Source organism: uncultured Sphingomonas sp. (genome assembly GCF_934560975.1).
GTDB lineage: Bacteria > Pseudomonadota > Alphaproteobacteria > Sphingomonadales > Sphingomonadaceae > Sphingomonas_I.
On sequence record NZ_CAKTFO010000002.1, the window covers coordinates 131,229 to 152,879 of the forward strand.

The 21,651-nt window shown below is 67.4% G+C and carries 20 protein-coding genes and 1 tRNA gene; 10 read left to right on the forward strand and 11 right to left on the reverse strand.

Annotation, left to right across the window (positions count from 1 at the left end):
• Positions 1-18: 18 nt before the first annotated feature.
• Positions 19-882, reverse strand: a complete 864-nt coding sequence (locus tag Q0D93_RS02640; protein ID WP_294390964.1) for an alpha/beta hydrolase — start codon at positions 880-882, stop codon at positions 19-21.
• A gap of 38 nt (positions 883-920) precedes the next feature.
• Between Q0D93_RS02640 and Q0D93_RS02645 the strand changes: the two genes are divergently transcribed.
• Entirely contained in the window at positions 921-2,297 is a 1,377-nt protein-coding gene (locus Q0D93_RS02645) for a protein adenylyltransferase SelO family protein (RefSeq protein ID WP_294390967.1), read from the forward strand.
• Entirely contained in the window at positions 2,285-3,691 is a 1,407-nt protein-coding gene (gene astD, locus Q0D93_RS02650; RefSeq protein ID WP_294390970.1) for a succinylglutamate-semialdehyde dehydrogenase, read from the forward strand. The genes Q0D93_RS02645 and astD overlap by 13 nt, the downstream gene beginning before the upstream one ends.
• Before the next feature lie 54 nt (positions 3,692-3,745).
• Here astD and Q0D93_RS02655 read toward each other — a convergent pair whose 3' ends face one another.
• The 3 genes from Q0D93_RS02655 to rpmI all read right to left on the reverse strand — a co-directional run bounded on the left by Q0D93_RS02655 (position 3,746) and on the right by rpmI (position 5,013).
• Positions 3,746-4,252 carry a GAF domain-containing protein gene (locus Q0D93_RS02655; protein WP_294390973.1) on the reverse strand — a complete coding sequence of 169 codons (507 nt, stop codon included), beginning with the start codon at positions 4,250-4,252 and terminating at the stop codon, positions 3,746-3,748.
• Positions 4,253-4,418: 166 nt separating this feature from the next.
• Entirely contained in the window at positions 4,419-4,796 is a 378-nt protein-coding gene (rplT, locus tag Q0D93_RS02660) for a 50S ribosomal protein L20 (RefSeq protein ID WP_294390976.1), read from the reverse strand.
• Between the two features lie 13 nt (positions 4,797-4,809).
• Complete coding sequence (gene rpmI / locus Q0D93_RS02665; RefSeq protein WP_294390978.1) at positions 4,810-5,013, reverse strand: 50S ribosomal protein L35; 204 nt, start codon at positions 5,011-5,013, stop codon at positions 4,810-4,812.
• 156 nt (positions 5,014-5,169) lie between these two features.
• Here rpmI and Q0D93_RS02670 point away from each other — a divergent pair, with 156 nt between their 5' ends.
• A complete protein-coding gene (locus Q0D93_RS02670; protein WP_294390981.1) occupies positions 5,170-7,305 on the forward strand; it encodes an AsmA family protein in 2,136 nt (711 codons plus the stop codon).
• A 515-nt stretch (positions 7,306-7,820) separates the two neighbouring features.
• Positions 7,821-7,991 carry a hypothetical protein gene (locus tag Q0D93_RS02675; RefSeq protein WP_294390984.1) on the forward strand — a complete coding sequence of 57 codons (171 nt, stop codon included), beginning with the start codon at positions 7,821-7,823 and terminating at the stop codon, positions 7,989-7,991.
• A gap of 195 nt (positions 7,992-8,186) precedes the next feature.
• Here Q0D93_RS02675 and Q0D93_RS02680 read toward each other — a convergent pair whose 3' ends face one another.
• Positions 8,187-8,420: a hypothetical protein gene (locus Q0D93_RS02680; protein WP_294390987.1), complete on the reverse strand. Its 234-nt coding sequence runs from the start codon at positions 8,418-8,420 to the stop codon at positions 8,187-8,189.
• Positions 8,421-8,567: 147 nt separating this feature from the next.
• Between Q0D93_RS02680 and Q0D93_RS02685 the strand changes: the two genes are divergently transcribed.
• Positions 8,568-9,326, forward strand: a complete 759-nt coding sequence (locus Q0D93_RS02685; protein ID WP_294390990.1) for a CatB-related O-acetyltransferase — start codon at positions 8,568-8,570, stop codon at positions 9,324-9,326.
• A 213-nt stretch (positions 9,327-9,539) separates the two neighbouring features.
• Here the strand turns inward: Q0D93_RS02685 and Q0D93_RS02690 are convergent.
• The 5 genes from Q0D93_RS02690 to Q0D93_RS02710 all read right to left on the reverse strand — a co-directional run bounded on the left by Q0D93_RS02690 (position 9,540) and on the right by Q0D93_RS02710 (position 14,789).
• Positions 9,540-9,616: transfer RNA gene (locus Q0D93_RS02690), tRNA-Arg, on the reverse strand.
• A gap of 95 nt (positions 9,617-9,711) precedes the next feature.
• On the reverse strand, positions 9,712-10,491 hold the full coding sequence (locus Q0D93_RS02695) for an SDR family NAD(P)-dependent oxidoreductase (RefSeq protein WP_294390994.1): 780 nt from the start codon (positions 10,489-10,491) through the stop codon (positions 9,712-9,714).
• Positions 10,492-10,503: 12 nt separating this feature from the next.
• Complete coding sequence (locus Q0D93_RS02700) at positions 10,504-11,706, reverse strand: zinc-dependent alcohol dehydrogenase (RefSeq protein WP_294390998.1); 1,203 nt, start codon at positions 11,704-11,706, stop codon at positions 10,504-10,506.
• Positions 11,707-11,739: 33 nt separating this feature from the next.
• Entirely contained in the window at positions 11,740-12,312 is a 573-nt protein-coding gene (locus Q0D93_RS02705; RefSeq protein ID WP_294391001.1) for an SRPBCC family protein, read from the reverse strand.
• Between the two features lie 104 nt (positions 12,313-12,416).
• Positions 12,417-14,789 carry a penicillin acylase family protein gene (locus tag Q0D93_RS02710; protein WP_294391004.1) on the reverse strand — a complete coding sequence of 791 codons (2,373 nt, stop codon included), beginning with the start codon at positions 14,787-14,789 and terminating at the stop codon, positions 12,417-12,419.
• Positions 14,790-14,940: 151 nt separating this feature from the next.
• Here Q0D93_RS02710 and Q0D93_RS02715 point away from each other — a divergent pair, with 151 nt between their 5' ends.
• From Q0D93_RS02715 to Q0D93_RS02725, 3 genes are read left to right on the forward strand one after another with little or no spacing between them, the layout of a single operon-like run.
• Positions 14,941-15,510: a DNA-3-methyladenine glycosylase gene (locus tag Q0D93_RS02715; RefSeq protein WP_294391007.1), complete on the forward strand. Its 570-nt coding sequence runs from the start codon at positions 14,941-14,943 to the stop codon at positions 15,508-15,510.
• Positions 15,503-15,919 carry a DUF1810 domain-containing protein gene (locus Q0D93_RS02720; protein WP_294391010.1) on the forward strand — a complete coding sequence of 139 codons (417 nt, stop codon included), beginning with the start codon at positions 15,503-15,505 and terminating at the stop codon, positions 15,917-15,919. The genes Q0D93_RS02715 and Q0D93_RS02720 overlap by 8 nt, the downstream gene beginning before the upstream one ends.
• A 24-nt stretch (positions 15,920-15,943) precedes the next feature.
• Positions 15,944-16,561 (forward strand): peptidylprolyl isomerase, encoded by a 618-nt coding sequence (locus tag Q0D93_RS02725; RefSeq protein WP_294391012.1) that lies wholly within the window; start codon positions 15,944-15,946, stop codon positions 16,559-16,561.
• 15 nt (positions 16,562-16,576) lie between these two features.
• Here the strand turns inward: Q0D93_RS02725 and Q0D93_RS02730 are convergent, their stop codons facing one another.
• Positions 16,577-18,661 carry a ComEC/Rec2 family competence protein gene (locus Q0D93_RS02730; RefSeq protein WP_294391016.1) on the reverse strand — a complete coding sequence of 695 codons (2,085 nt, stop codon included), beginning with the start codon at positions 18,659-18,661 and terminating at the stop codon, positions 16,577-16,579.
• A 109-nt stretch (positions 18,662-18,770) separates the two neighbouring features.
• On the opposite strand from Q0D93_RS02730, the gene gltX reads away from it, so the two are divergent.
• Complete coding sequence (gene gltX / locus Q0D93_RS02735) at positions 18,771-20,201, forward strand: glutamate--tRNA ligase (RefSeq protein ID WP_294391248.1); 1,431 nt, start codon at positions 18,771-18,773, stop codon at positions 20,199-20,201.
• Between the two features lie 14 nt (positions 20,202-20,215).
• A complete protein-coding gene (locus Q0D93_RS02740) occupies positions 20,216-21,496 on the forward strand; it encodes a citrate synthase (protein WP_294391019.1) in 1,281 nt (426 codons plus the stop codon).
• Positions 21,497-21,651: the final 155 nt, after the last annotated feature.

Below are 21,651 nucleotides of genomic sequence, written 5' to 3' on the forward strand. Positions count from 1 at the left end.
TCGGACGTAATTGCGCGCTTATTCGTGATCGACCGTGGCGAGCAGGCGATCGATCGCGGCGACGCTTTCCGGCTCCTCCAGCGTGGGCGCATATCCGATGCGAGGCAGCGTCACCCGCTCGATCGCGGGCATGCGCGCCGCCATCGCCGCGGCGGTTTCCGCCGACAGCACATCGGACAGGCGGCCGCGCACCAAGGTCGCCGGCAGGCCCGCCAGACCGTCGAACGCGGGCCACAGGTCGATCGCCGGCTGGGGCAGCGTGAACGGTTCGGCGATGGCGGGATCATAATCGAACAGGATGCGGCCATCCTGGCCCTCCCTGCAAAGCCGCCGTGCCAGGACGGACCAGTCGGCGGCGGTGTAATCCGGGAAGCCGCCGGCATGGTTCGCGGCGATCGCCTCCGCCGCATCCTCCCACGAGGCGAAGCGAACGTCCCGCCCGACATAGGCACGGATGCGCGCCATCCCCTCCGGGTTCAGCACCGGCCCGACATCGTTGAGCAACACGCCGCGCAACAGCGCGGGCGTGGTGGCCGCCATCAACATGGCGAGCAGCCCGCCCAGCGACGTCCCGATCACCACCACCGGGCCAAGCCGCTCGGCGGCGATCAGCACCATGAGATCCTGCAGATAGACGGCCGGCACGTAGCTGAGCGGATCGGCGGCGAAGTCGCTTCCCCCACGCCCGCGCAGGTCGACCGCCACCACCCGCCGCGTGCCGGCGAGGCGGGCCGCCACCCCCTCGAAATCGCGCGCGTTGCGGGTCAACCCCGGGATGCACAGCACCGGCTTCCGGCCCGGATCGCCCGCATAGTCGCGAAAGTGCAGCCTGAGGTCGTCCGCCGAATAGCACCAACCATCACGATAGGCCGTGTGCGCCATGCTTGCACCTTCCCCCGTTGCGCGCCCATATCGCGGGCATGGCATCGCGCACGCAACCACCGATCTCCGACATTGCCGACTTTCTGGCCGATCCGGTCGCGGCGGCAGACTTCCCCGAGACCATCCTGCGCTTCCGCAACGATCGTGCGGCGGCAGAAGTCGGATTGGGCAGCCTGGGCGATGCGGCGTGGCTGGACCATTTCGGGCGCTTCGCTCCGCTGCCGGGCAACCTGCCCCAGCCGCTCGCGCTGCGCTATCACGGGCACCAGTTCCGCATGTACAATCCCGATCTGGGGGACGGGCGCGGCTTCACCTTTGCGCAGCTACGGGACGATCGCGGGCGGTGGCTCGACCTCGGTACCAAGGGATCGGGGCAGACGCCGTACAGCCGCTTCGGGGACGGCCGCCTGACATTGAAGGGCGGGGTGCGCGAAATATTGGCGACCGAGATGCTGGAGGCGCTGGGCGTGCCGACCTCCCGCACCTTTTCGCTGATCGAAACCGGCGAGGCGCTGCAACGCAATGATGAGCCCTCCCCCACCCGTTCCGGCGTGCTGGTCCGCCTGAGCCACGGCCATGTTCGCATCGGCAGCTTCCAGCGGCTCGCCACGCTCGGGCTGACGGAGGAGCTGGACCGTCTCGTCCGCTACACGCTGGACACCCTCTATGCTGAACAGCCGGGCGAGGAGCCGGCGCTGCGCCTGCTCGGCCATGTGGTGGATCGCGCCGCGGGGCTTGCGGCCAGTTACATGGCGGCCGGGTTCGTCCATGGCGTGCTCAACAGCGACAATATCAACGTCACGGGCGAGAGCTTCGACTACGGGCCATGGCGGTTCACGTCGTCATGGGATCCGCAGTTCGTCGCCGCGTATTTCGATCACCAGGGGCTGTATGCCTTCGGGCGCCAGCCGCAGGCGATTCACTGGGACGTGGTACAACTCGCCATTGCGCTGTCCAAGCTGGTCGACGTGGAGGCGCTGGGTTCGGTGCTGGACGGCTTCCCCGCCGCTTATGAGCAGGCCTATGTCCGGGCGATGCTGGGCCGGCTGGGCGTGGTGCCGCGCGGCGACGAGCAGGATTTGCCGCTGGCACAGGCGATGGAGCAGGCGCTGGCGAGCAGCGGCGTCGGGATCGACCGCTTCTTCTTCGACTGGTCGGGCGGACGGCGGCGGGGCGCGCCACAGGATGCCGCCCGTGCCGAGCATTTCGTGGCCGTCGAAGCCCTGCTCGCCTCCTATCGCGCAGCCCGCACCCTCGACCACCCCTACTGGTCCGATCCCGGACCTTGCTCCATGCACATCGAGGAGGTCGAGGCGATCTGGAGCGCGATCGGTCAGGACGACGACTGGCAGCCCCTGCACCACAAGGTCGCCGCCATCCGCCGCATGGGAGAGGCGCATCAATGGCCGAACTGATCTCTTTCGAGCCCGCCACCGGCGCGCAATTGTGGCGCGGGCCGACCGGGGACGTGGACGCGGCAGTGGCGCGGGCGCGGGCGGACTGGAACGGGTGGGCGGCGCAACCGCTGGAATATCGCGCCGAGACGATGCGCCGCTTCGCCAACAGCGTCCGGGCCCATGCCGATGCCTTTGCCGACCTGATCGCGCGCGAAACCGGCAAGCCGCTGTGGGAGGCGCGGACCGAGGTGGATGCCGTGATCGGCAAGGTCGACATCTCGATCAGCGCGCAGCACGAACGCACGCCGCGCCGGCGGATGGAAGGCGCACTCGGCGCGCGCACCGCGATCCGGCACAAGCCGCATGGCGTGCTGGCGGTGCTGGGCCCCTACAACTTTCCCGCGCACCTGCCCAACGGCCACATCGTCCCGGCTTTGCTCGCCGGCAATGCGGTGGTGTTCAAGCCTTCGGAAAAGACGCCGGCCACGGGCGCCTTCCTGGTGGAGCGGTTCCGCGACGCGGGCGTGCCCGAGGGGGTGATCGGCCTGGTCCAGGGCGGCCGCGACGAGGGCGAGGCGCTGGCCGGGCACCCCGACATAGACGGGCTGCTGTTCACCGGCTCGGCCGCCGCCGGCGTGTCGCTCAGCCGCCAATTCGCCGACCCGCCGGGCAAGATGCTGGCGCTGGAACTGGGCGGCAACAATCCGCTGGTGGTGTGGGACGCGACCGACATCCACGCCGCCGCGACCATGGCGGTGCAATCGGCCTTTCTCTCCGCCGGCCAACGCTGCACCTGCGCCCGGCGGCTGATCGTGGAGAACGGCAGGCACGGCCCGCTGCTGGAGGAGATCGGCCGGCTGATGGAGCGGCTGATCGTCGGCGCGCCGCACGACAGCCCCGCGCCCTTCATGGGCCCGGTGATCGACAATGACGCGGCCCTGCACGTGCAGGATGCATTCCTGGACCTGATCATGAAGGGCGGCATCGCGCTTCGCCACCTGTCGCGGCCGGCCGCGGACAAGCCGTTCCTGACACCGGGACTGATCGACGTCACCGACGCCCGCGAGCGCCCGGACGAGGAGATTTTCGGACCGGTGCTGCAGGTGATCCGGGTGCCCGATTTCGACCATGCGGTAGCGGAGGCGAATGCCACCCGCTACGGTCTGTCGGCCAGCCTGATCGGCGGCACGCCCGAACTCTATGATCGCTTCTGGGCCAGCACCCGCGCCGGGGTGATCAACTGGAACCGGCCGACCAACGGCGCGCCGTCGAATGCGCCGTTCGGGGGCGTCGGCATGTCGGGCAACCACCGGCCGAGCGCCTGGTATGCGGCGGATTATTGCGCCTATCCCGTCACCTCGGTCGAGGCCGACCAGGCGCGCGCCACGATCGGCCAGGGCCTGCGCGAATAAGGGCGCGCTCGGGTCGGAGCGGATGGTATCGCCGCCAGACCATCGCCCGGCCGTTCAGCGCGCCGCCTTGGCCTTGCGGGCGCGACGCTCTTCCATCGCCTGCATGGTGCGTTCCGCCAGCGTCTCCAGCATGGCCTTCTGCCGCTCGGTCAACTGCGCGCGGGGCTTGTCGTCCAGCACGCACAGGGTGCCGATCCGCATCCCGCTCGCCGTCTTCAGCGGAGCCCCGGCGTAGAAGCGGATATTGGGCGAACCCGTCACCAGCGGATTGGCGGCAAAGCGGTCGTCCTGCCGCGCGTCGGGCACTACCATCACATCACCGCCGCGTATGGCATGGGTGCAGAAGGAGATGGAGCGCGGGGTTTCCGACGGCTCCAGCCCGACCTTGGCCTTGAACCATTGCCGGTTATCGTCGAGCAGCGAAATGAGCGCGATCGGCGCGCGCATCGCCTTGGCCGCTTCGCGCACGATGGCGTCGAACTCGGCTTCGTTCGGCGTGTCGAGCACCCCGTAGGAAGTGAGCGCCGCCACGCGCGTCCGATCGTCTGGGCGATGATCCATGCTGCCTGCATTACGCCTTATCGCTGACCGCATGGTTTTGGGATGTGGTAAATGGCGCCTTCATGTTGTTCGGTCAGCACCGATAGGGCCCCGCCCGGCCGACCGCAAAAAGGGCGCGGAAGCCGTAGCCTCCGCGCCCTTTTTTCAATCCCGCAACCGGATCGGCTTATGCCGCGACCCGGGCGCCTTCCGGCAGAGCGGCCTTCGCCTGCGCGATGATGGCGCTGAACGCGGCACCTTCGTGCATGGCGAGATCGGCCAGGACCTTCCGGTCGAGGTCGACGCCGGCCAGCTTCAGGCCGTGCATGAACACGCCATAGGTCAGGCCCTCGGCGCGGACCGCGGCGTTGATGCGCTGGATCCACAGGGCGCGGAAGTTGCGCTTCTTGACCTTGCGGTCGCGATACGCATACTGACCGGCCTTCTCCACCGCCTGACGGGCGATGCGGATGGTATTCTTGCGGCGGCCATAATAGCCCTTCGCATCCTCAAGGATGCGCTTGTGCTTGGCGTGGGTGGTTACACCGCGCTTGACGCGTGCCATGTTCCGCTACTCCTTAGTTGAGGCCGTACGGCGCCCAGAGCTTCACGCGGGCCGTATCGGCCTCTGCGAGCACGCTGGTGCCACGGTTGGTGCGGATATACTTGGCGTTGTGGCTGATCAGCCGGTGGCGCTTGCCGGCAACACCGTGCTTCACCTTGCCGGTGGAGGTGAGCTTGAAGCGCTTCTTCACGCCGCTCTTCGTCTTGAGCTTGGGCATTTTCGTCTCCTTTCCTGGAGCGATACCGAACGGCCACGGCAGCCCATATCAGCCGGGCAGTTCCTCGAAATCGCTGGAAGGCTGGGCCTATATGCAAGCGTCGCGGACAATGCAACCGTTGCGGAACCGTCTCTATCTGTCCGGGTTGTGTGCTGCATGGCTGATGCTTCCACCGTCGAACCGGGGACGATCGCCCCCGCCCCACAACCCGGGCGGGCACCCCGCCGTGATCCCGTCGCCCGTGCGATCGCCAGCGTCGTCGCGGTGCTCGCGACGCTCTTCGGTCTGATCTTCCTGGCGTGGCTGGTCCTGTTCGTGACCAAGGGCCGGTTCCTGAAGCACACGTTTGAACGGATCGCCAGCAGCCAGTCGGGGCGCACCGTGCGCGTCGCCGGGGACTTCAACCTCTATCTCGACCCTTTCGCCACCAAGTTCCTGGCGGAGGGGCTGACGGTGTCCAACCCGGCATGGGCATCGCGGCCGGACTTGTTCCGCGCCAAGCTGGTCGATACCCGGATCGACACCTTCTCCTTCCTGTTCGGCCGCCAATCCAAGGTCAACTGGATCAACCTGGTCGATGGCGCGGCAGACCTGGAGTGGGATGCGAAGCGCGAACGCAACACCTGGACCTTCGGCACGACGGAGCAGAAGGGCGAGCCGTTCGAGATTCCGTTGATCCAGCGGGCGGCGATCACCGGCACCACCATCCGCTATCGCGACCCCGGCATGCGGATCGTGGCGGACATCGCCATCCACGCGATCAACGCCAAGGACAGTCGCTTCGCCAACAATATCCGCTTCTCCGGCGATGGCACCGCACGCGGCAATCCGTTCCGGCTGTGGGGCCAGCAATCCTCCCCCAACGAGGTGCTGGCCGGCGGTCGCAACCAGTTCGAGCTGCACGTCGATGCCGCCCGAAGCCGGGTGGATGTGGCGGGCACCCTGCCCGGCGCGACGGTTATCGAGGGCGCCGACCTCCGCGTCGGCGTGCGCGGCCGCAATCTGCGCGACCTGTTCGACCTGGCCGGCATCGCCGTGCCGGATACCCGCGCCTACCGCCTCCGGTCGCACCTGACCAAACGGGGAGACGAATATCGCTTCACGCGCATCGTCGGCTCCTACGGCAATAGCGACATCGGCGGCGGCCTGACCGTGCGCATCCCGGCCGATCCCGACGCGCGGATGCTGCTGACCGCCGACCTCGCCTCGCGCAGGGTCGACATGGTCGATATCGGGCCGTTCATCGGGTACAGCCCTACAGCCCTGGCCTCCAAGGGACCGGTCGCGGCTGCGGCCGCCAGCGCGGAGAAGCCGAGCGGCGGCGTGCCGCGCCTGCTGCCCGACGCCCCGCTTCGCACCGACGCGCTCAAGCTGTTCGACGCCAAGGTCAAGTATCGGGTGGCCGACATCAGGCAGCCGTTCATCCCCATAGGCAACATCGTGCTGGGGCTGGACCTCGAACGGTCGCTGCTGAAGCTCAGCCCGCTGAACTTCGACATGGCGGGCGGTCACGTCGACAGCGACATTTCCATCAACGCGCGCAATCCCTCGGTCATCACCGACTATGACATTCGCATGTCGCCCACCCCGATGGGCAAGCTGCTCGCCCGCTTCGGCGTGGCGGATGCGGGCACCAGCGGGACCGTCAAGGCGCGCGTGAAGATGCGCGGCGTCGGCAACACGGTACGCGATTCGCTCGCCACGTCGGACGGGCGCATCGCCGTGATCCTGCCCCGAGGCACCTTCTGGACGCAATATATCCAGCTGTCCGAATTCGACGTGGGCGTGTTCGTCCAGCGCATGTTCGAGGAGAAGCTGAAGCGGCCGGTGCAGGTCAATTGCGGCCTGATCGCCTTCACCGTGCGCGACGGCGTGGCCGCCGCCGACCCGGTCCTGATCGACACCGACAAGAATGTGATGACGGCCAAGGGCGGCTTCTCGTTCAAGGACGAGTCCGTCAATCTCGCCTTCCGCGCCGACGGCAAGAAGGTCAGCATCTTCTCCGGCCAGTCTCCGGTCGGCATCGGCGGGCACTTCGCGGCCCCGGCGATCCAGATCATCACGCCGCAATTACTGGCCCGTGGTGGCGCGGCGGTCGCATTGGCGGCGGTGAACCCGGTGGCGGGCCTGCTCGCCTTCGTCGATCCGGGCGACGCCAAGGCGGCACAGTGCGGCCCGGTGCTGAGCGGTGCGCGCGCCGCCGCCCAGCGGACCCAGGACGGCAAGCAGCGCAAGGATGTCGGCTCGGGCAAGTCGGAGGACGTGAAGAAGAAGAAGGGCAAGGACGGCTGACCATGCCCTCGATGCGGGACGGCGGAGTGCCGTCGACCAGCATCACGCCACGAAACAGGTGAACGTCGCCGGTGGTCGTGGATCGTCCCAAGGAGACGGACCGTGCGCAACGTCCTGATCCCCACGATAATCGCCGGTATGGCCGCTGCCGCAACCGGGTGCAACGGCGGCAACGCGAGGCGGCGACCCCCTCCAATATCGAAGAAATGGGCCCGATGGCGGCAGCAACGTCACCACAACCCCGCCCGCCAGCGCCGACAATGCCCCGGTCGGCGCCACGGATCGCGGAAACGTAGCCCGGCGACATGAACCCGCAGCGCCCCCGGCCCGGTAGCTGAACCCGGCACACTGCCGAGCGGCCCGGCAGTCCGCCATGTCGAGGATCGCGCAGCCGTCCGCCGCAGCCTCGGTAACTCACCGGGCAGCGGCGGCAGATGATCGCATGATCGCAGCCCATGTTAAGGTAGAGATGCTGCTGTCTTTGTAGCAGCCCCGCAGCAGCGGAGCAGGCAGCGATGCAGGAACGAGTGGAACGGATCTATTATGAGCGGCGTGCGCTGGACGCACTGGCCCGCGCCAAGCAGGCGGCGGACAGCAGCATCGCCAACATCCACCTGCAATTGTTCCAGCATTATCTCGACCGCGCGGACGGAAAACCCTGGCCGGATGGCGAGGCCGAGAAATAAAGGCACTCCGATGGACCGCTCATCCGGTTCGATCCGAAGCGGCGGCGCAGGACGCGGCTGGTCCGCCGGTCGTCGCCGCGATCCTGCTCGCCATCCTCGCCCCGTTCGTGGTCGTCAGCTTTCAGGGTCGTTTCAATCGTGTGACGGCCCGAGCGGCGGCGGTCCGGAAGAGACCGAACCGCCGGTCTGTCCCGCTCAGATATCCGGCGAGATCGCAGCCCCGCTCGCCAACCGGATCAGTTCGTCGACATCGGCAGCGGTCAGGCCCGATGCCTGATCGATCACGTCATCCTGCTCGAACGCCGCGCGGAACCGACGCACGCGCGCGATTGCCGCTGCTCCGGTCTCACCCTGATCCCCCACCTGCTCCGGCGATCTCGGCGCGGCATCGTCGGGATTGTGCAGCGGGCTCCAGTCCTTGGTCGTCATGTGCATCCTCTATCCGTGTCGGAATGGTTGAACGCGGATCGACGCCGATAGGTGCGGAATATCTGCGCGCCTTACCGCACGCCCGTCTTGTGGCGGCCGTGGTCCGCGCCCTACTGGCGTAGGCATCGTGCAGGGGAAAGATCGACCGTGCTTGCAGCTCCGTCATGGTATCAGGTTACAGACCTGCTCCTCCAAGTGCTGGAGCACCGGCGGATATTCACCAAGCTGCGCGTCGGCGATCAGATCCGCATAGCTGCGGATGCCCGGATCGAGCAGTACAGCAATCCCATGGCTGGCGGCGTGCTGCCGCGCGGCTTCGGCGCGTTCTCCTACAGTATGTCGAGACTGCATTGGGAAATGAGCTTCGGGCGGTATTGCTCGGTCGCTGCCAACTTGCAGATCATGGGATCGCGCCATCCCGTGGAATGGGCATCGACATCGCCATTTTCCTACCATCCCGAGCCGGTGCCGAGCATCCGCGCCTATCTTGTCGACCGGGGCACCGAGTCATTCCGGCTGCTGCGTGCGGATCACGGACCACAACCGGTCGATGTGGGTCACGACGTCTGGATAGGAACGGACGTCGTGCTGAAGCGCGGCATAACGATCGGAACGGGCGCTGTCGTTGCAGCTCGGAGTGTCGTGACGCACGACGTGCCGCCCTATGCGATCGTGGGCGGCAGCCCCGCCAGGATCATCCGCTACCGGTTTCCTGCGGCCATGATCGAACATATGCTGGCATCCAGCTGGTGGGAATACGGCCCCGACGTGCTACAGCCCCTTGGCATGGATGATCCCGGCGCGTTTCTCGATCGTCTTGAGAAAGCCAAAGACGGGTCCGCGCCACTGTCGCTTGCCGTGGCGACCGGTGCGGAATTGATCAGAGCGGCTGAGATCTCGGATTAACCGCCTGGCTCCTTTCCGCAAACGAGCCTGCAATTCTGGATGCGCCGGCAGGTGCCGGTCTGGCGCCTCGTCATCAAGGCGGGGTTCGGGAGAGCCCCACCCATGCCGCGCCACCACCGGCTGGAGCAGGCCAGCACTTGGCGGATTCCCAGGGACGAGGTACAAATGAACGCCAGCGGCAGGGTTTCCGGCAGTCGTTTTCCGCAGAAAACTTGGTGCCCCGAGAGAGACTCGAACTCCCGACCTGCGGTTTAGGAAACCGTTGCTCTGTCCTGCTGAGCTATCGGGGCAGCCGATCCATCCGTAGATTTGGCGCGCGTCACGGTCAACGCATAAGGCGCCGCCCGCCATCATGCGGACAGCGCCTTATCCGGTGTGGCGCGGGCTACTTGCCGCTGCCGGGCTCCGCCATGTTGCGGTGCATCTTGGCCAGCACGCTGTCGGGCGTGATGTGGCTGATCGCCGCTTGCAGCTTGTTCTTCCAGCCGGACACGACATGGCCCGCGCCCGACATCATGGCATCCCAGCCGTCGCGCGCAACCTTGCCGGCATCGTCCTTATCCTGCGTGCCGACATTGGTGTCGAGCATGTCGGCGCGGTCGAAGAACTCGGTCTCGGTGGCGCCCGGCATCAGCACGGTGACCGTGACGCCACTATCCTTCAACTCCTCCCGCAAGGCATAGGAGAAGCTGTCGAGATAGGCCTTGGTGCCGTTATACACCGCCTGGAAGCTGCCCGGCATCAGGCCGGCGATGGAGCCGGTGATCAGGATGCGGCCTTCACCGCGCCCCTTCATCTGCTGCGCCGCCTTTTGCAGCAGATAAGTGGTGCCGGTGACGTTCGTGTCGATCACCATGCGCCAATCCGCCACGTCCTGATCCACGAACGCCTTGCCCAGCCCACGCCCGGCATTGGCGAGCAGCAGGTCGATCGGCCGGCCGTTCGCCGCCGCCAGCAGCTGGTCATTGCCCTCGATCGTGGAGAGATCCGCCTCGACCGAGATGACGTTGGTGCCATGCGTGCGGAAATCATTGGCCGCGCTGTCGATCAACGGCTCGTCCGCGACCACCAACAGGTCATAACCTTCCTGCGCGGCGATATGCGCCAGTTCAAAGCCGATGCCGGTGGAGGCTCCGGTAATGACGGCAAGTTTTCCGTTACCCATGATCTTCGCTCCTTATGCCGGCATCTCGACGGTCTGCTTGTCCAGACCAGGCTTCAGCACGATCTTGGTGGTGGTGTTCTGGTGGTCGTGGAACAGCTTGTAACCCTCCGGGGCGTTTTCCAGCGGCAGCGTGTGCGAGATGAGGAAGGTCGTGTCGATCTTGTCCTCCATGATCGCGTTCAGCAGCGCCGGGGTGTAATGCTGAACATGGGTCTGGCCGGTCTTCATGGTTAGGCCCTTTTCCATGAACGCGCCCATCGGGAACTTGTCCACGAACCCGCCATAAACGGCCGGCACCGACACGCGCCCGCCCTTGCGGCAGGCCAGGATCACCTGACGCAGCGCATGGATGCGGTCCGTGCCGAGGAAGGTCGAAACCTTCAGCTGGTCGATGACATTGTCGACGAACAGGCCGTGCGCCTCCAGCCCGACGCTGTCGATCACCGCATCGGGGCCGATGCCGCCCGTCATCTCCATCAAGGCGTCATAGACCTTGATGTCGTTGAAGTTGATCGTCTCGGCCCCGAACTTCGCCGCCAGTTCCAGCCGGTGCGGATAATGGTCGATGGCGATGACGCGCTTTGCGCCCATCAGAAAGGCCGACTGCACCGAGAACAGGCCGACCGGGCCGCAGCCCCACACCGCCACAGTATCGCCCGGCTCGATGTCGGCATTTTCCGCCGCCATCCAGCCGGTCGGCAGGATATCGGACAGGAACAATACCTTCTCGTCGGATACGCCGTCCGGGATCACGATCGGGCCGACGTCCGAATAGGGCACGCGGACATATTCGGCCTGGCCACCGGCATAGCCGCCGGTCATGTGGCTGTAGCCGAACAGGCCGGCCATGCGGTTGCCATAGGCCAGCTCGGAAATGTCCTGATTGTCGGCGGGATTGCTGTTGTCGCAGCAGCTATACTGGTGCTTGCTGCAGAAATAACAGCTGCCGCACGAGATGGTGAACGGCACCACCACTCGCTGTCCCTTCTTCAGGGTGGAGCGCGATCCGACTTCGACCACCTCGCCCATGAATTCATGGCCCAGGATGTCGCCCTTCTGCAGGGTCGGGATGTAGGCGTCATAGAGGTGGAGGTCCGAACCGCAGATGGCGGTGGACGTCACCTTGATGATCGCGTCGCGGGGATTGATGATCTCGGGATCGTCCACGCTGTCTACGCGGACGTCGTGCTTGCCGTGCCAGGTGAGGGCGCGCATCGAGCGGCTCCTTCTACAAGAATGTCGGGTGGATCAGGCGGCGGTGGGAAGGTCGGTCGCCTCGGCGCGGGTGCGCGCGGAGGTGCTGATCTCACCCGTTTCCATGAACTGTTTGAAGCGGCGCAGGTCGCGGCGCGCCTGCAGCGCGGGCTCACGCTGGAACAGCTTGGCCAGCAGCTCACCGATCAGCCCGCCCGGCGGATCATAGCCGATCACGGCGCGTACCACCGTGCCGCGATCCGGCACTTCGTGGAACTCGACCCGGCCGGAATTGCGGATTTCCGATCCCTCGGCCGATTGCCACGCGATCAGCGTGCCGGGCTGGTCCTCGGTCACGACGGCGTCCCACTCGACGGTGCGGCCGCCAGGCGCCTTGACCACCCAGGTCGAACGCGTGCGATCGACCAAGTCGATCCGTTCGATATTCTCCATCACCGTGGAGAGGTTGGAGAAGTCGCGCCAGAAGTCGTAAAGTTCCTGCGCGGGCTTAGCGATGGTGACGACGGAGGCCGTGACGCTCCGTTCACCGCCCGGGGCCTCGGCGGAGCGGGCATCACTGTCGCGCGCGGCGGTGGCCGGCACCGCGATCGTTTCGTGGTCGGACATGTTCGCTCCATTTTCAGATGGTTGGCGTGCCGACACAACCTGTCGCACCGGGGCTTGTTCCGCCCCTGCTCACACAATGTCTGAAGGTGCGCGGGGGCCGGCGATCAGGGGTGCAAAGTCAGCGTCCAGCGTGTCAGACCGGGCAGCAGCGGACGCGGCTCTCCGTTCAGCCAAGCCTCGTGTCCGGCCAGGTAATAAGGCGCGAACGGCGCCCCCGACTGTCCGCCGGGCATATGGAACAGCCCCTGCGCTTCGTGACCGGGGGAAACGACCAGCCGCTCGCTGGCGCCGCCGCCGGCATATTGCGCGCGCGGCGCCCCGCCGTCGCCGGGCACCGCATGGTCGGCGGGATCGGTGATCAACCGGAGGAGCGGGATCGCCTTGCCGAGCGGATGGCGGACGTCCGCGTGCATATAGGCGCCCCAGGTGAAGCGATCGACCCGGCCATGCGCCGCGCCGCGCACCTGCTTGGCGACATCGCCGAGGCCGGCATCCAACAGCGCGTCCCAGCTAGCATAACCGGGCGGGACCAAGGCGGGCGGGCGACGCCGTAGCAGGGTCCTTAGCGCCTGCTCCGCGCCCGGCCCGGCATAGCTGGTCCGGCTATCGTCGGGCACGCCCAGGTAAGCGACATAGGCATTCTTGATGATCTCCAACCGGAATGCGCGGATCAGGCGATAGCCGACGGACCCGGTGTCGGCATGGCCGTTCCACGCCTTCACCGGTGCGATCATTGCCCTCAGGCCCCGGTCATCCGGGTGGCGGGCCAACGCCCGGAGCATCACCGATCGCCAGAACAAGGCGCGCGGCGCGGCCGTATCCAGCTGGATGGAGAGCATGTCGCGTTCAACAAAGCGGGCACGCGCGAACAGCCGCCGGCGGATCTCTCTCGCGCGCGAACCGTCGTCATAGCCGCCATCACCCAGACGGGTGAGCGCCGCGCCCCCGACCACGCGCGCATTGGCGGTCCAGACGCGCTCGTCGCCCGGATCCATGATCGTGGGCACTTGGTCCGGCGGCAGCATGCCCCGCCAGCCGGCCCGCCCGTCCGCCCAGCTGGTGGCAGTCCGTCCGTCGAAGCCGAAACGCTGCGGCACCTGTCCGGCGATGGTCCAGGCGACGTGCCCATCGCGATCGCCGATCACCATATTCTCGTTGGGCAGCCCGACCCGGTGCGCGGCGCGGACCGCCGATGCGGCATCGCGCGCGCCCTCGATCGCCAGCATCGGGGCAAGGCGGATGGCCTGGGCGTCGTGCGCGATCCAGCGGTCCGCCACCTCTCGCCCGTCCGGCAGCTTCGCAACGATCGGTCCCCAGATCGTTTCCCGCACGACCAGGGCCTCGCAGCCCTTGGGCGTGCACAGCCGCTCGGCAATGTGCCGCACGGGCCGGGGACCGGCGGGCGTGCGATACCAGCCCGGACGCCCGGCGACCGGCTCCACGATCACGGCATCGTGCGTGTCGGCATTGGCAACGGTGAAGCCCCAAGCCACGAAGCCGTTGCTGCCCACCACGGTCGGGAAGATGCCGGGCAGGGTCACGCCGACCACGTCGAGCGCCCCGCCCCGCCCCCGCGCGCCCCGCTGCATCAGACGCACTCGATACCAAGTGTTGGGAATGCGGGTGCCGAGATGCATGTCGTTGGCGACCATGGCCGCGCCCGTATTCGTCAGCGCCCCGGCGACCGCCCAATTGTTGCTGCCCTTGACCATCGGCTCCACCGCCGGCGCGGGATTGCGGGCGGGCGCGTCGGCGGAGAGGCCGGCCGGCACGAACGGCTCCGGCACCGTGCTGCCGTCCAGCGGCGCATCCAGCTCCGTGCCGAGCGGATAGAGCAGGTCCGCCATGCCCCCTCCCAGCCTGGCCGTGGCGCGGGCGCGTTGCAGCTCCAACGCCAGCCCGCCGCCTTGCAGGTCGAGATACATGGCATAGACTGCCAGCAGCGAATCCGCTGCCGTCCACCGCTGCGGCGTCTGGCGCAGCAAGGCATATTCGAACGGCGGCGCCCCCAGGTCGGCCAGCCCGCGATTGACGCCCGTCACATAGGCATCGAGGATGCGGCGCTCCCCCGGGGCGATCCTGGCGAGGACTTGGTTCGCGCGGGCGCGAAAGCGATGCAGCCGGGTCTTGCGGTCCATGGCAAGCGCCTGCGGGCCGAACAGGGCGGCAAGCTCGCCCGCCCCAACCCGGCGCAGCGTATCCATCTGGAAGAAGCGTTCCTGCGCGTGGAGGTAGCCGGTGGCATAGGCCAGGTCCGCGCGACTGTTGCCGGTGACCGTCGGCACGCCGTCCCCGTCCCGCGCGATCGTGACCGGGGCAGTGAGGCCCGGTGCGCTTACGTTACCCTCCAACCGTGGCGCGCTCCGTTCGAGGCGTACCGCGAACCAGCCGAGCGCCACCACGGTCAGGATGCAGATCAGAATCACCGATATGCCGAGCACCAGACCGATACGGCGGAGGAAGGCGCGGGTCGTCACCCACATGCTATGAAAGCTGCACGGGGCCGGAGCAAGCCGATTGCGGAAACGCTCCCGCTGCCGCAAGACGGCGCGGTGCCGAAGCCGTGTCCGCCTGCCGTCGTACAGCGACCGGCGTGAGCATCACCGACCGCGCGACGCATCGATCCGCATGACCGAAACCTTTCCCCCGTCATTCTGGCGCGAGCCCGTGGTCGCGCTGGCGCGCGCCCTGATCGGGGCGGAGTTGCTGGTGGACGGCGTGGGCGGGATCATCGTCGAAACCGAGGCCTATGACGTGGACGATCCCGCCTCGCACAGCTTCGGCGGCCTGCGGGTGCGTAATGCCGCCATGTTCGGGCCGGTCGGCCACGCTTATGTGTATCGGATCTACGGCATCCACTGGTGCCTGAACCTGGTCGGTGGCGAGCGGCCGGGTAGCGCGGTGCTGATCCGCGCGCTGCAGCCGACGCACGGGCTGGAGATCATGGCGGCGCGGCGGGGCTCAAGCGACCCGCGCGCTTTCTGTTCCGGCCCCGGCAAGCTGGCGCAGGCGCTGAACGTCACGAAAGCGTTGGACGGAGCGGCGCTGGACCAGCCACCCTTCCATGTCGCGCCCGGCCCGGCGATGGAGATCATGGTCGGGCCGCGCATCGGCATCACCAAGGCGGCGGAGCAGCCGTGGCGCTTCGGCCGCAAGGGATCGCTTCACCTCAGCCGGCCGTTTCCCCGCAATGGCTGATCCCTTCGATCTCGACCGCTTCGTCACGGCGCAGGCGGACACCTATGACACGGCACTTGCCGAGATACGGCGGGGCCGCAAGCAGAGCCACTGGATGTGGTTCGTGTTTCCGCAGATTGCGGGTCTCGGCCGCAGCGCCACCGCGCGGCATTATGCCATAAGCTCCCCCGACGAAGCGCGGGCGTATCTGGACCACCCCGTGCTGGGGACGCGCTACCGGGAGAGCGTCGCGGCGTTGCAGGCGCTGCCGCCCGGATCGGCCGAGACGATATTCGGCTCGATCGACGCGGTGAAGCTGCGGTCCTCGCTGACCTTGTTTGCCGAGGCTGGGCGTGAGCCCCTGTTCGCGGACGCGCTCCACCGCTGGTTCGGGACGCCCGACGATGCGACCTTGCGGCTGATCGGGTGACGGCAATCGGCTAGGATTGCGCTCATGCTGACCCGAATCGCTCTCGCCCTCCTGCTGCCGCTTGCCGCCGCCACCGCGCAGACGCCGGCGGCACCCGCCGTGCCCGCCCCGCCGGCCGCGACGACCAGGGTGACGTTGACCACGGCGGAGGGGCCGATCGTGCTGGAGCTTGAAACAAGCCGCGCGCCGATCACCGCCGGCAATTTCCTGAAATATGTCGAGCAGAAACGGTTCGACGGCGCTTCCTTCTACCGGGCGGTGCCGATCGCGGACGGCTACGGCTTCATCCAGGGCGGCATCCAGAACGATCCCAAGAAACAGCTGAAGCCGATCGCGCACGAACCCACGACGCAGACCGGCCTCAGCCATACGGACGGCGCGATCGCCATGGCGCGACTGGCGCCCGGCACGGCGGCGAGCGAATTCTTCATCGTAGTGGGCGACCTGAAATCGATGGATGCAGACCCGAGCAAGCCCGGCGACAATCAGGGCTTTGCCGTGTTCGGCCATGTCGCCGAGGGCATGGATCTGGTGAAGCGCATCATGCTGTCGCCGAGGTCTCCGACCAAGGGCGACGCCGCGATGAAGGGCCAGATGCTCGCCCCGGAAATCAGGATCCTGACGGCGCGCAAGGGCGGCTGATCCAGTACCGCTCGGCTACGGCCTGATAGCCGGACGAACCACCCACGGGTGGCGATCCGCGCCGATCACGGTTCGGATCGTGCCGGCGGGCAGGTCGATCGCCACGCCGCCAGTGTCGCGCAAGGCAGGGCCATCCAGCTTCAGCCAGCGCGGTGCGCAGGCGCGCGGCAGGCGGCGGTCGCTGACGACGATGTCCGCCCACCGGCAGGATGCGACGAAGCCCGGCCAGTCAAGGAAATAGGGGCTGCGGGTGGCAAGGATGCGCCAGCTCCGTCCGCCCCGGCGAATGGACGCGACGCACGCATCGCGGCTGCATCGCGCGCCGGGCAAGGTGGCGAGGTCGAGCGCGTCGTCCTGCACGCCCGAACCCGCCGACACCTGTTCACGCACGAAGTCGCCGGCTCGCGGGCGGAGCAGGTACAAGGCTTCACCCTCGCGTACCGCCAGATGCCTGCCGTCGCCGGTGACCAGCAGATCGGGTGCGGGCGTCGCCAGCGCCCATGCCGCACCGGCCGTCAACGGAATCCACGCCAGTCGCCGCATCCTGGTCCGCCACAAGGCCAGCCACAGGCCGCCCCCTGTCATCAACAGGAACGCAGCGGTCGGCATGGACGGCAGCGCGGCGACCGCACCCGGAGCCGCGGACACGCAATGGGCGATGGCGAGCAGCAGGCGGAGCCCCTGCCCCGCCATCCACCAGACCGGATCGCCCAACCCGACCGAATCGAGCAGCAGCGCCACCGCCTCCAGCGGCATCACCACAAAGGTGGTGAGCGGAATGGCGACGACGTTGGCGGCCGCCCCGTACAGGCCCGCGCGGTGGAAATGATAGGCGGCGATCGGCGCCAGCGCCGCCTCCACCAGCAGGCCGGTCGCCAGCAGGGAGACAAGCTCGCGCCCTGCCTTGGCGAACCACGGCTCGTCCCGCTTGAGCGCAAGGGCGCGGACGCGGGGATGATCGTGGAATGCGATGATGGCGATCACGGCCGCGAAGCTCAGCTGGAAACTCGGGCCTACTACCGCCTCCGGCCAGAGGAGCAGCACCGTCATCGCACCGGCCGCGACCAGCCGCAGCGTCACCGCCTCCCGCCCGAGCGCAATGCCGCCCAGCACCAACAAGGCCGCCACGCAGGAGCGGACGGTGGGCACCTCCGCCCCCGACAACAGGGTATAGGCGATGCCCGCCAGCGCGCCCGCCCCCGCCGCGATCAGCAGCAATGGCGTCCGCAACGCCATCCACCGCGACAAGGCCAGCAGGCGGAGCGTCAGCAGCATCGCCGCCCCGACCACGGCCGTGACATGCAGGCCGCTGATCGACAGGAGATGGGCCAAGCCGGATCGCCGCATCGCATCGGCATCCGCATCGTCGATCGCGCCGGTATCGCCGGTCACCAAGGACGCCGCGATCCCGCCCTCGCTGCCGGCAAGGCGCGACTGGATATGCCCGGTCAGCGCCGTCCGGCAATCCTCCACCCACCCGCTGAAGCCGGTTCCCGCCGGTGCGGGCGCGACCGTGGCGACCGGCCCCAGTGCCTTGCCGGTCGCCCCCAGCCGCTTGAACCAGGCGACCCGCGCAAAATCGTATGCGCCCGGCAGAGCGGGAGGCGGCGGTGGGACCAGCCGTGCCCGTAGCCTTACCGTGGCCCCACCCCGGATCGCGGGCGGCATCGCGGCCTGGTCCACATTCACCCGCACGCGGGGCGGAAGGCCAGGCTGGGGGCGCGACACCAGCACCAGCCGCACGAGGTTGCGCGCAGGCAGGCGCTGGATCGACTCCACCCGCCCCTCCAGCGCGAACATGGCGGGGCGGGTCAGCACGGGTGCCGCAACATGGCTGCTCCGCCCCGAGGCGAGCAGACATCCCGTCACCATGGCGACCATGAATATCGCCGCGGCGCGGGTCGCCCGGCCGCCCCGGTCGATCGCCAGCAAGGCAGCGGCGACGGCCGAGGTCAGCAGCAGAAAGATCTGCCAGGCCCGCGCATCCGGCAGGCCGAACCAGGCGGCGATGCCGGCGCCCAGGCCGACCGGCAGCCACAAGGCCAGCTGGTCCCGTTCCGCCTCCAGCCATTGTTCCAGGCGCGGCCTGATGTTCCGCACACGCGACGATACGCGCCCCGCCCCCGTTTGTCGGGCCGGGATGGCTATGCTACGGGCGCTCACCATTTCACGGGTCGCATCACGCGGCCAAGCTTGGGAGATTGCCGCTTTGGGCGCAAGCATCGCCGCGGGCGGAAAGGTCGTGACGCGCTTTGCGCCCTCGCCCACCGGCTTCCTTCATATCGGCGGCGCACGCACCGCCTTGTTCAACTGGCTGTACGCCCGGCACATGGGCGGCAGGTTCCTGCTGCGGATCGAGGATACGGATCGCGCCCGCTCGACCGAGCCGGCGATTGCCGCAATCCTGGATGGGATGCGCTGGCTCGGCCTCGATTGGGACGGCGAGGAAGTCTACCAGTTCGCCCGCGCCAGCCGCCATGCCGAGGTGGCGTTCCAACTGCTGGAACAGGGCAATGCCTACCAATGCTTCGCCACCGCCGAGGAATTGGAGGAGATGCGGGCGCAGCAGCGCGCGGCCAAGCTGCCGCTGCGCTATGACGGCCGCTGGCGCAATCGCGATCCGAAGGAGGCGCCCGAAGGCGCGCCGTTCGTGGTCCGGCTGAAGGCGGAGACGGAGGGCGAAACCACCATCCACGATCGCGTGCAGGGCGACGTCACCGTCCGCAATGCCGAGTTGGACGACATGGTGCTGCTCCGCTCCGACGGTACGCCTACCTATATGTTGGCGGTGGTCGTCGACGATCACGACATGGGCGTGACCCACGTGATCCGCGGCGACGACCATTTGAACAACGCCTTCCGCCAGCTCGGCATCTATCGTGCGATGGGCTGGGCGGAGCCGACCTATGCGCATATCCCTTTAATACACGGTTCGGACGGGGCGAAGCTGTCCAAGCGGCATGGCGCGCTGGGCGTGGAAGCCTATCGCGACGAGATGGGGATGCTGCCCGAGGCAGTAGGCAACTACCTGCTGCGCCTCGGCTGGGGCCATGGCGACGAGGAGATCATCGCCCGCGACCGCGCGGTCGAGCTGTTCGACCTGGACGCGGTCGGCCGCTCGCCCTCCCGCTTCGACCTGAAGAAGCTGGAAAACATCAACGGCCATTATCTGCGCGAGGCGGACGATGGCCGGCTGGCGCAACTGGTGGCGCCGAAGGTGGCGGGTGCCGACGGCCGGGAGGCGATCGACTTGCTGCGTCGCGCCATGCCGGTCCTGAAGGTTCGCGCCAAGTCGATCAACGAAATAGCGGACGGCGCGAGCTTCCTGTTTCGCAGCCGCCCCTTGGACGTGGACGAAGCCGCCGCCAAGCTGCTAGATGAGTCGGCGCGCGAGCTTCTGGCACGCGCCCGGGACATGCTGGCCGGGGTAGAAGCCTGGGGCGCGGACGCGCTTGAGGGGGCCATCCGTAGCGTGGCCGAGGAAGCCCAGATCGGTTTGGGCAAGGTCGCGCAGCCGCTGCGCGCCGCGCTCACCGGTCGGACGACCTCGCCTGGTATTTTCGATGTGCTGGTCCTGCTCGGTCGCGAGGAGAGCCTGGCACGCCTGTCGGATCAGGTCGATCCGGCTGAAGCGAATTGATGGAGTTAGGTGGAATGACCGACAGCACGATCAGCATCGGCGACAAGACGACCAACTATCCGGTGCTGAAGGGGACCACCGGCCCCGACGTCGTCGATATCCGCAAATTCTATGCCCAGACGGGCGCCTTCACCTATGATCCGGGCTTCACCTCGACTGCCAGTTGCGAAAGCGGGCTGACCTATATCGATGGTGACGAAGGCGTGCTGCTCCACCGCGGCTATCCGATCGACCAATTGGCCGAACAGTCCAGCTTCATGGAAGTCGCCTACCTGCTGCTGCATGGCGAGCTGCCGTCCAAGGACGAGCTGGACACGTTCGTCAACACCATCACCCGCCACACGATGCTGCACGAACAGCTGGCGACCTTCTATCGCGGCTTCCGTCGCGACGCGCACCCGATGGCGATCATGGTCGGCGTGGTCGGCGCGCTCAGCGCCTTCTACCCAGATTCGACCAACATCATCGATCCCAAGCAGCGCATGGTGTCGATGCACCGCCTGATCGCCAAGATGCCGACCATAGCGGCGATGGCGTACAAGTATAGCGTCGGCCAGCCGTTCGTGTACCCGCGCAACGACCTGAGCTACACCGCCAACTTCCTGCGCATGACCTTTTCGGTCCCGGCCGAGGAGTATGAGCCCGATCCCGTAATCGTCGACGCGATGGACAAGATCTTCATCCTCCACGCCGATCACGAACAGAATGCCTCCACCTCGACCGTGCGCCTTGCCGGGTCGTCGGGCGCCAACCCGTTCGCCTGCATCGCGGCCGGCATCGCCTGCCTGTGGGGTCCGGCGCATGGCGGCGCGAACGAAGCCGCGCTCAACATGCTGCGCGAGATCGGCACGCCGGATCGCATCCCCGAATATATCGCGCGGGCGAAGAACAAGGACGATCCGTTCCGCCTGATGGGCTTCGGCCACCGCGTCTACAAGAACTTCGATCCGCGAGCCAAGGTGATGCAGAAGACGGCGGAGGCCGTTCTGAACAAGCTGGGCGTGCAGGATCCGATCTTCGACGTGGCGCGTGAGCTTGAGCAGATCGCGCTGAAGGACGATTACTTCATCTCCAAGAAGCTCTACCCGAACGTGGACTTCTATTCGGGCGTGATCCTGTCGGCGATCGGTTTCCCGACCACCATGTTCACCGTGCTGTTCGCCCTCGCCCGCACCGTCGGCTGGGTGGCGCAGTGGAACGAGATGATCTCCGATCCTGAGCAGCGCATCGGTCGCCCCCGCCAGCTGTACACCGGCCCGACCACGCGCGATTACGTGGGCATCGGCCAGCGTTGATCCGGTTTCCGCGTCATGCCGGTACCCGTCCGGCATGCGCGGACTACCGCCCTCTGTGCGGGAGGCGTGTGGGGGGCTCTACTCACGGCTCAGCAGGTTCACCCTCTTGCCGGACGGAGAACTGCGGCGGCAAGAGGCTGTGCCGCCGGCCCTGT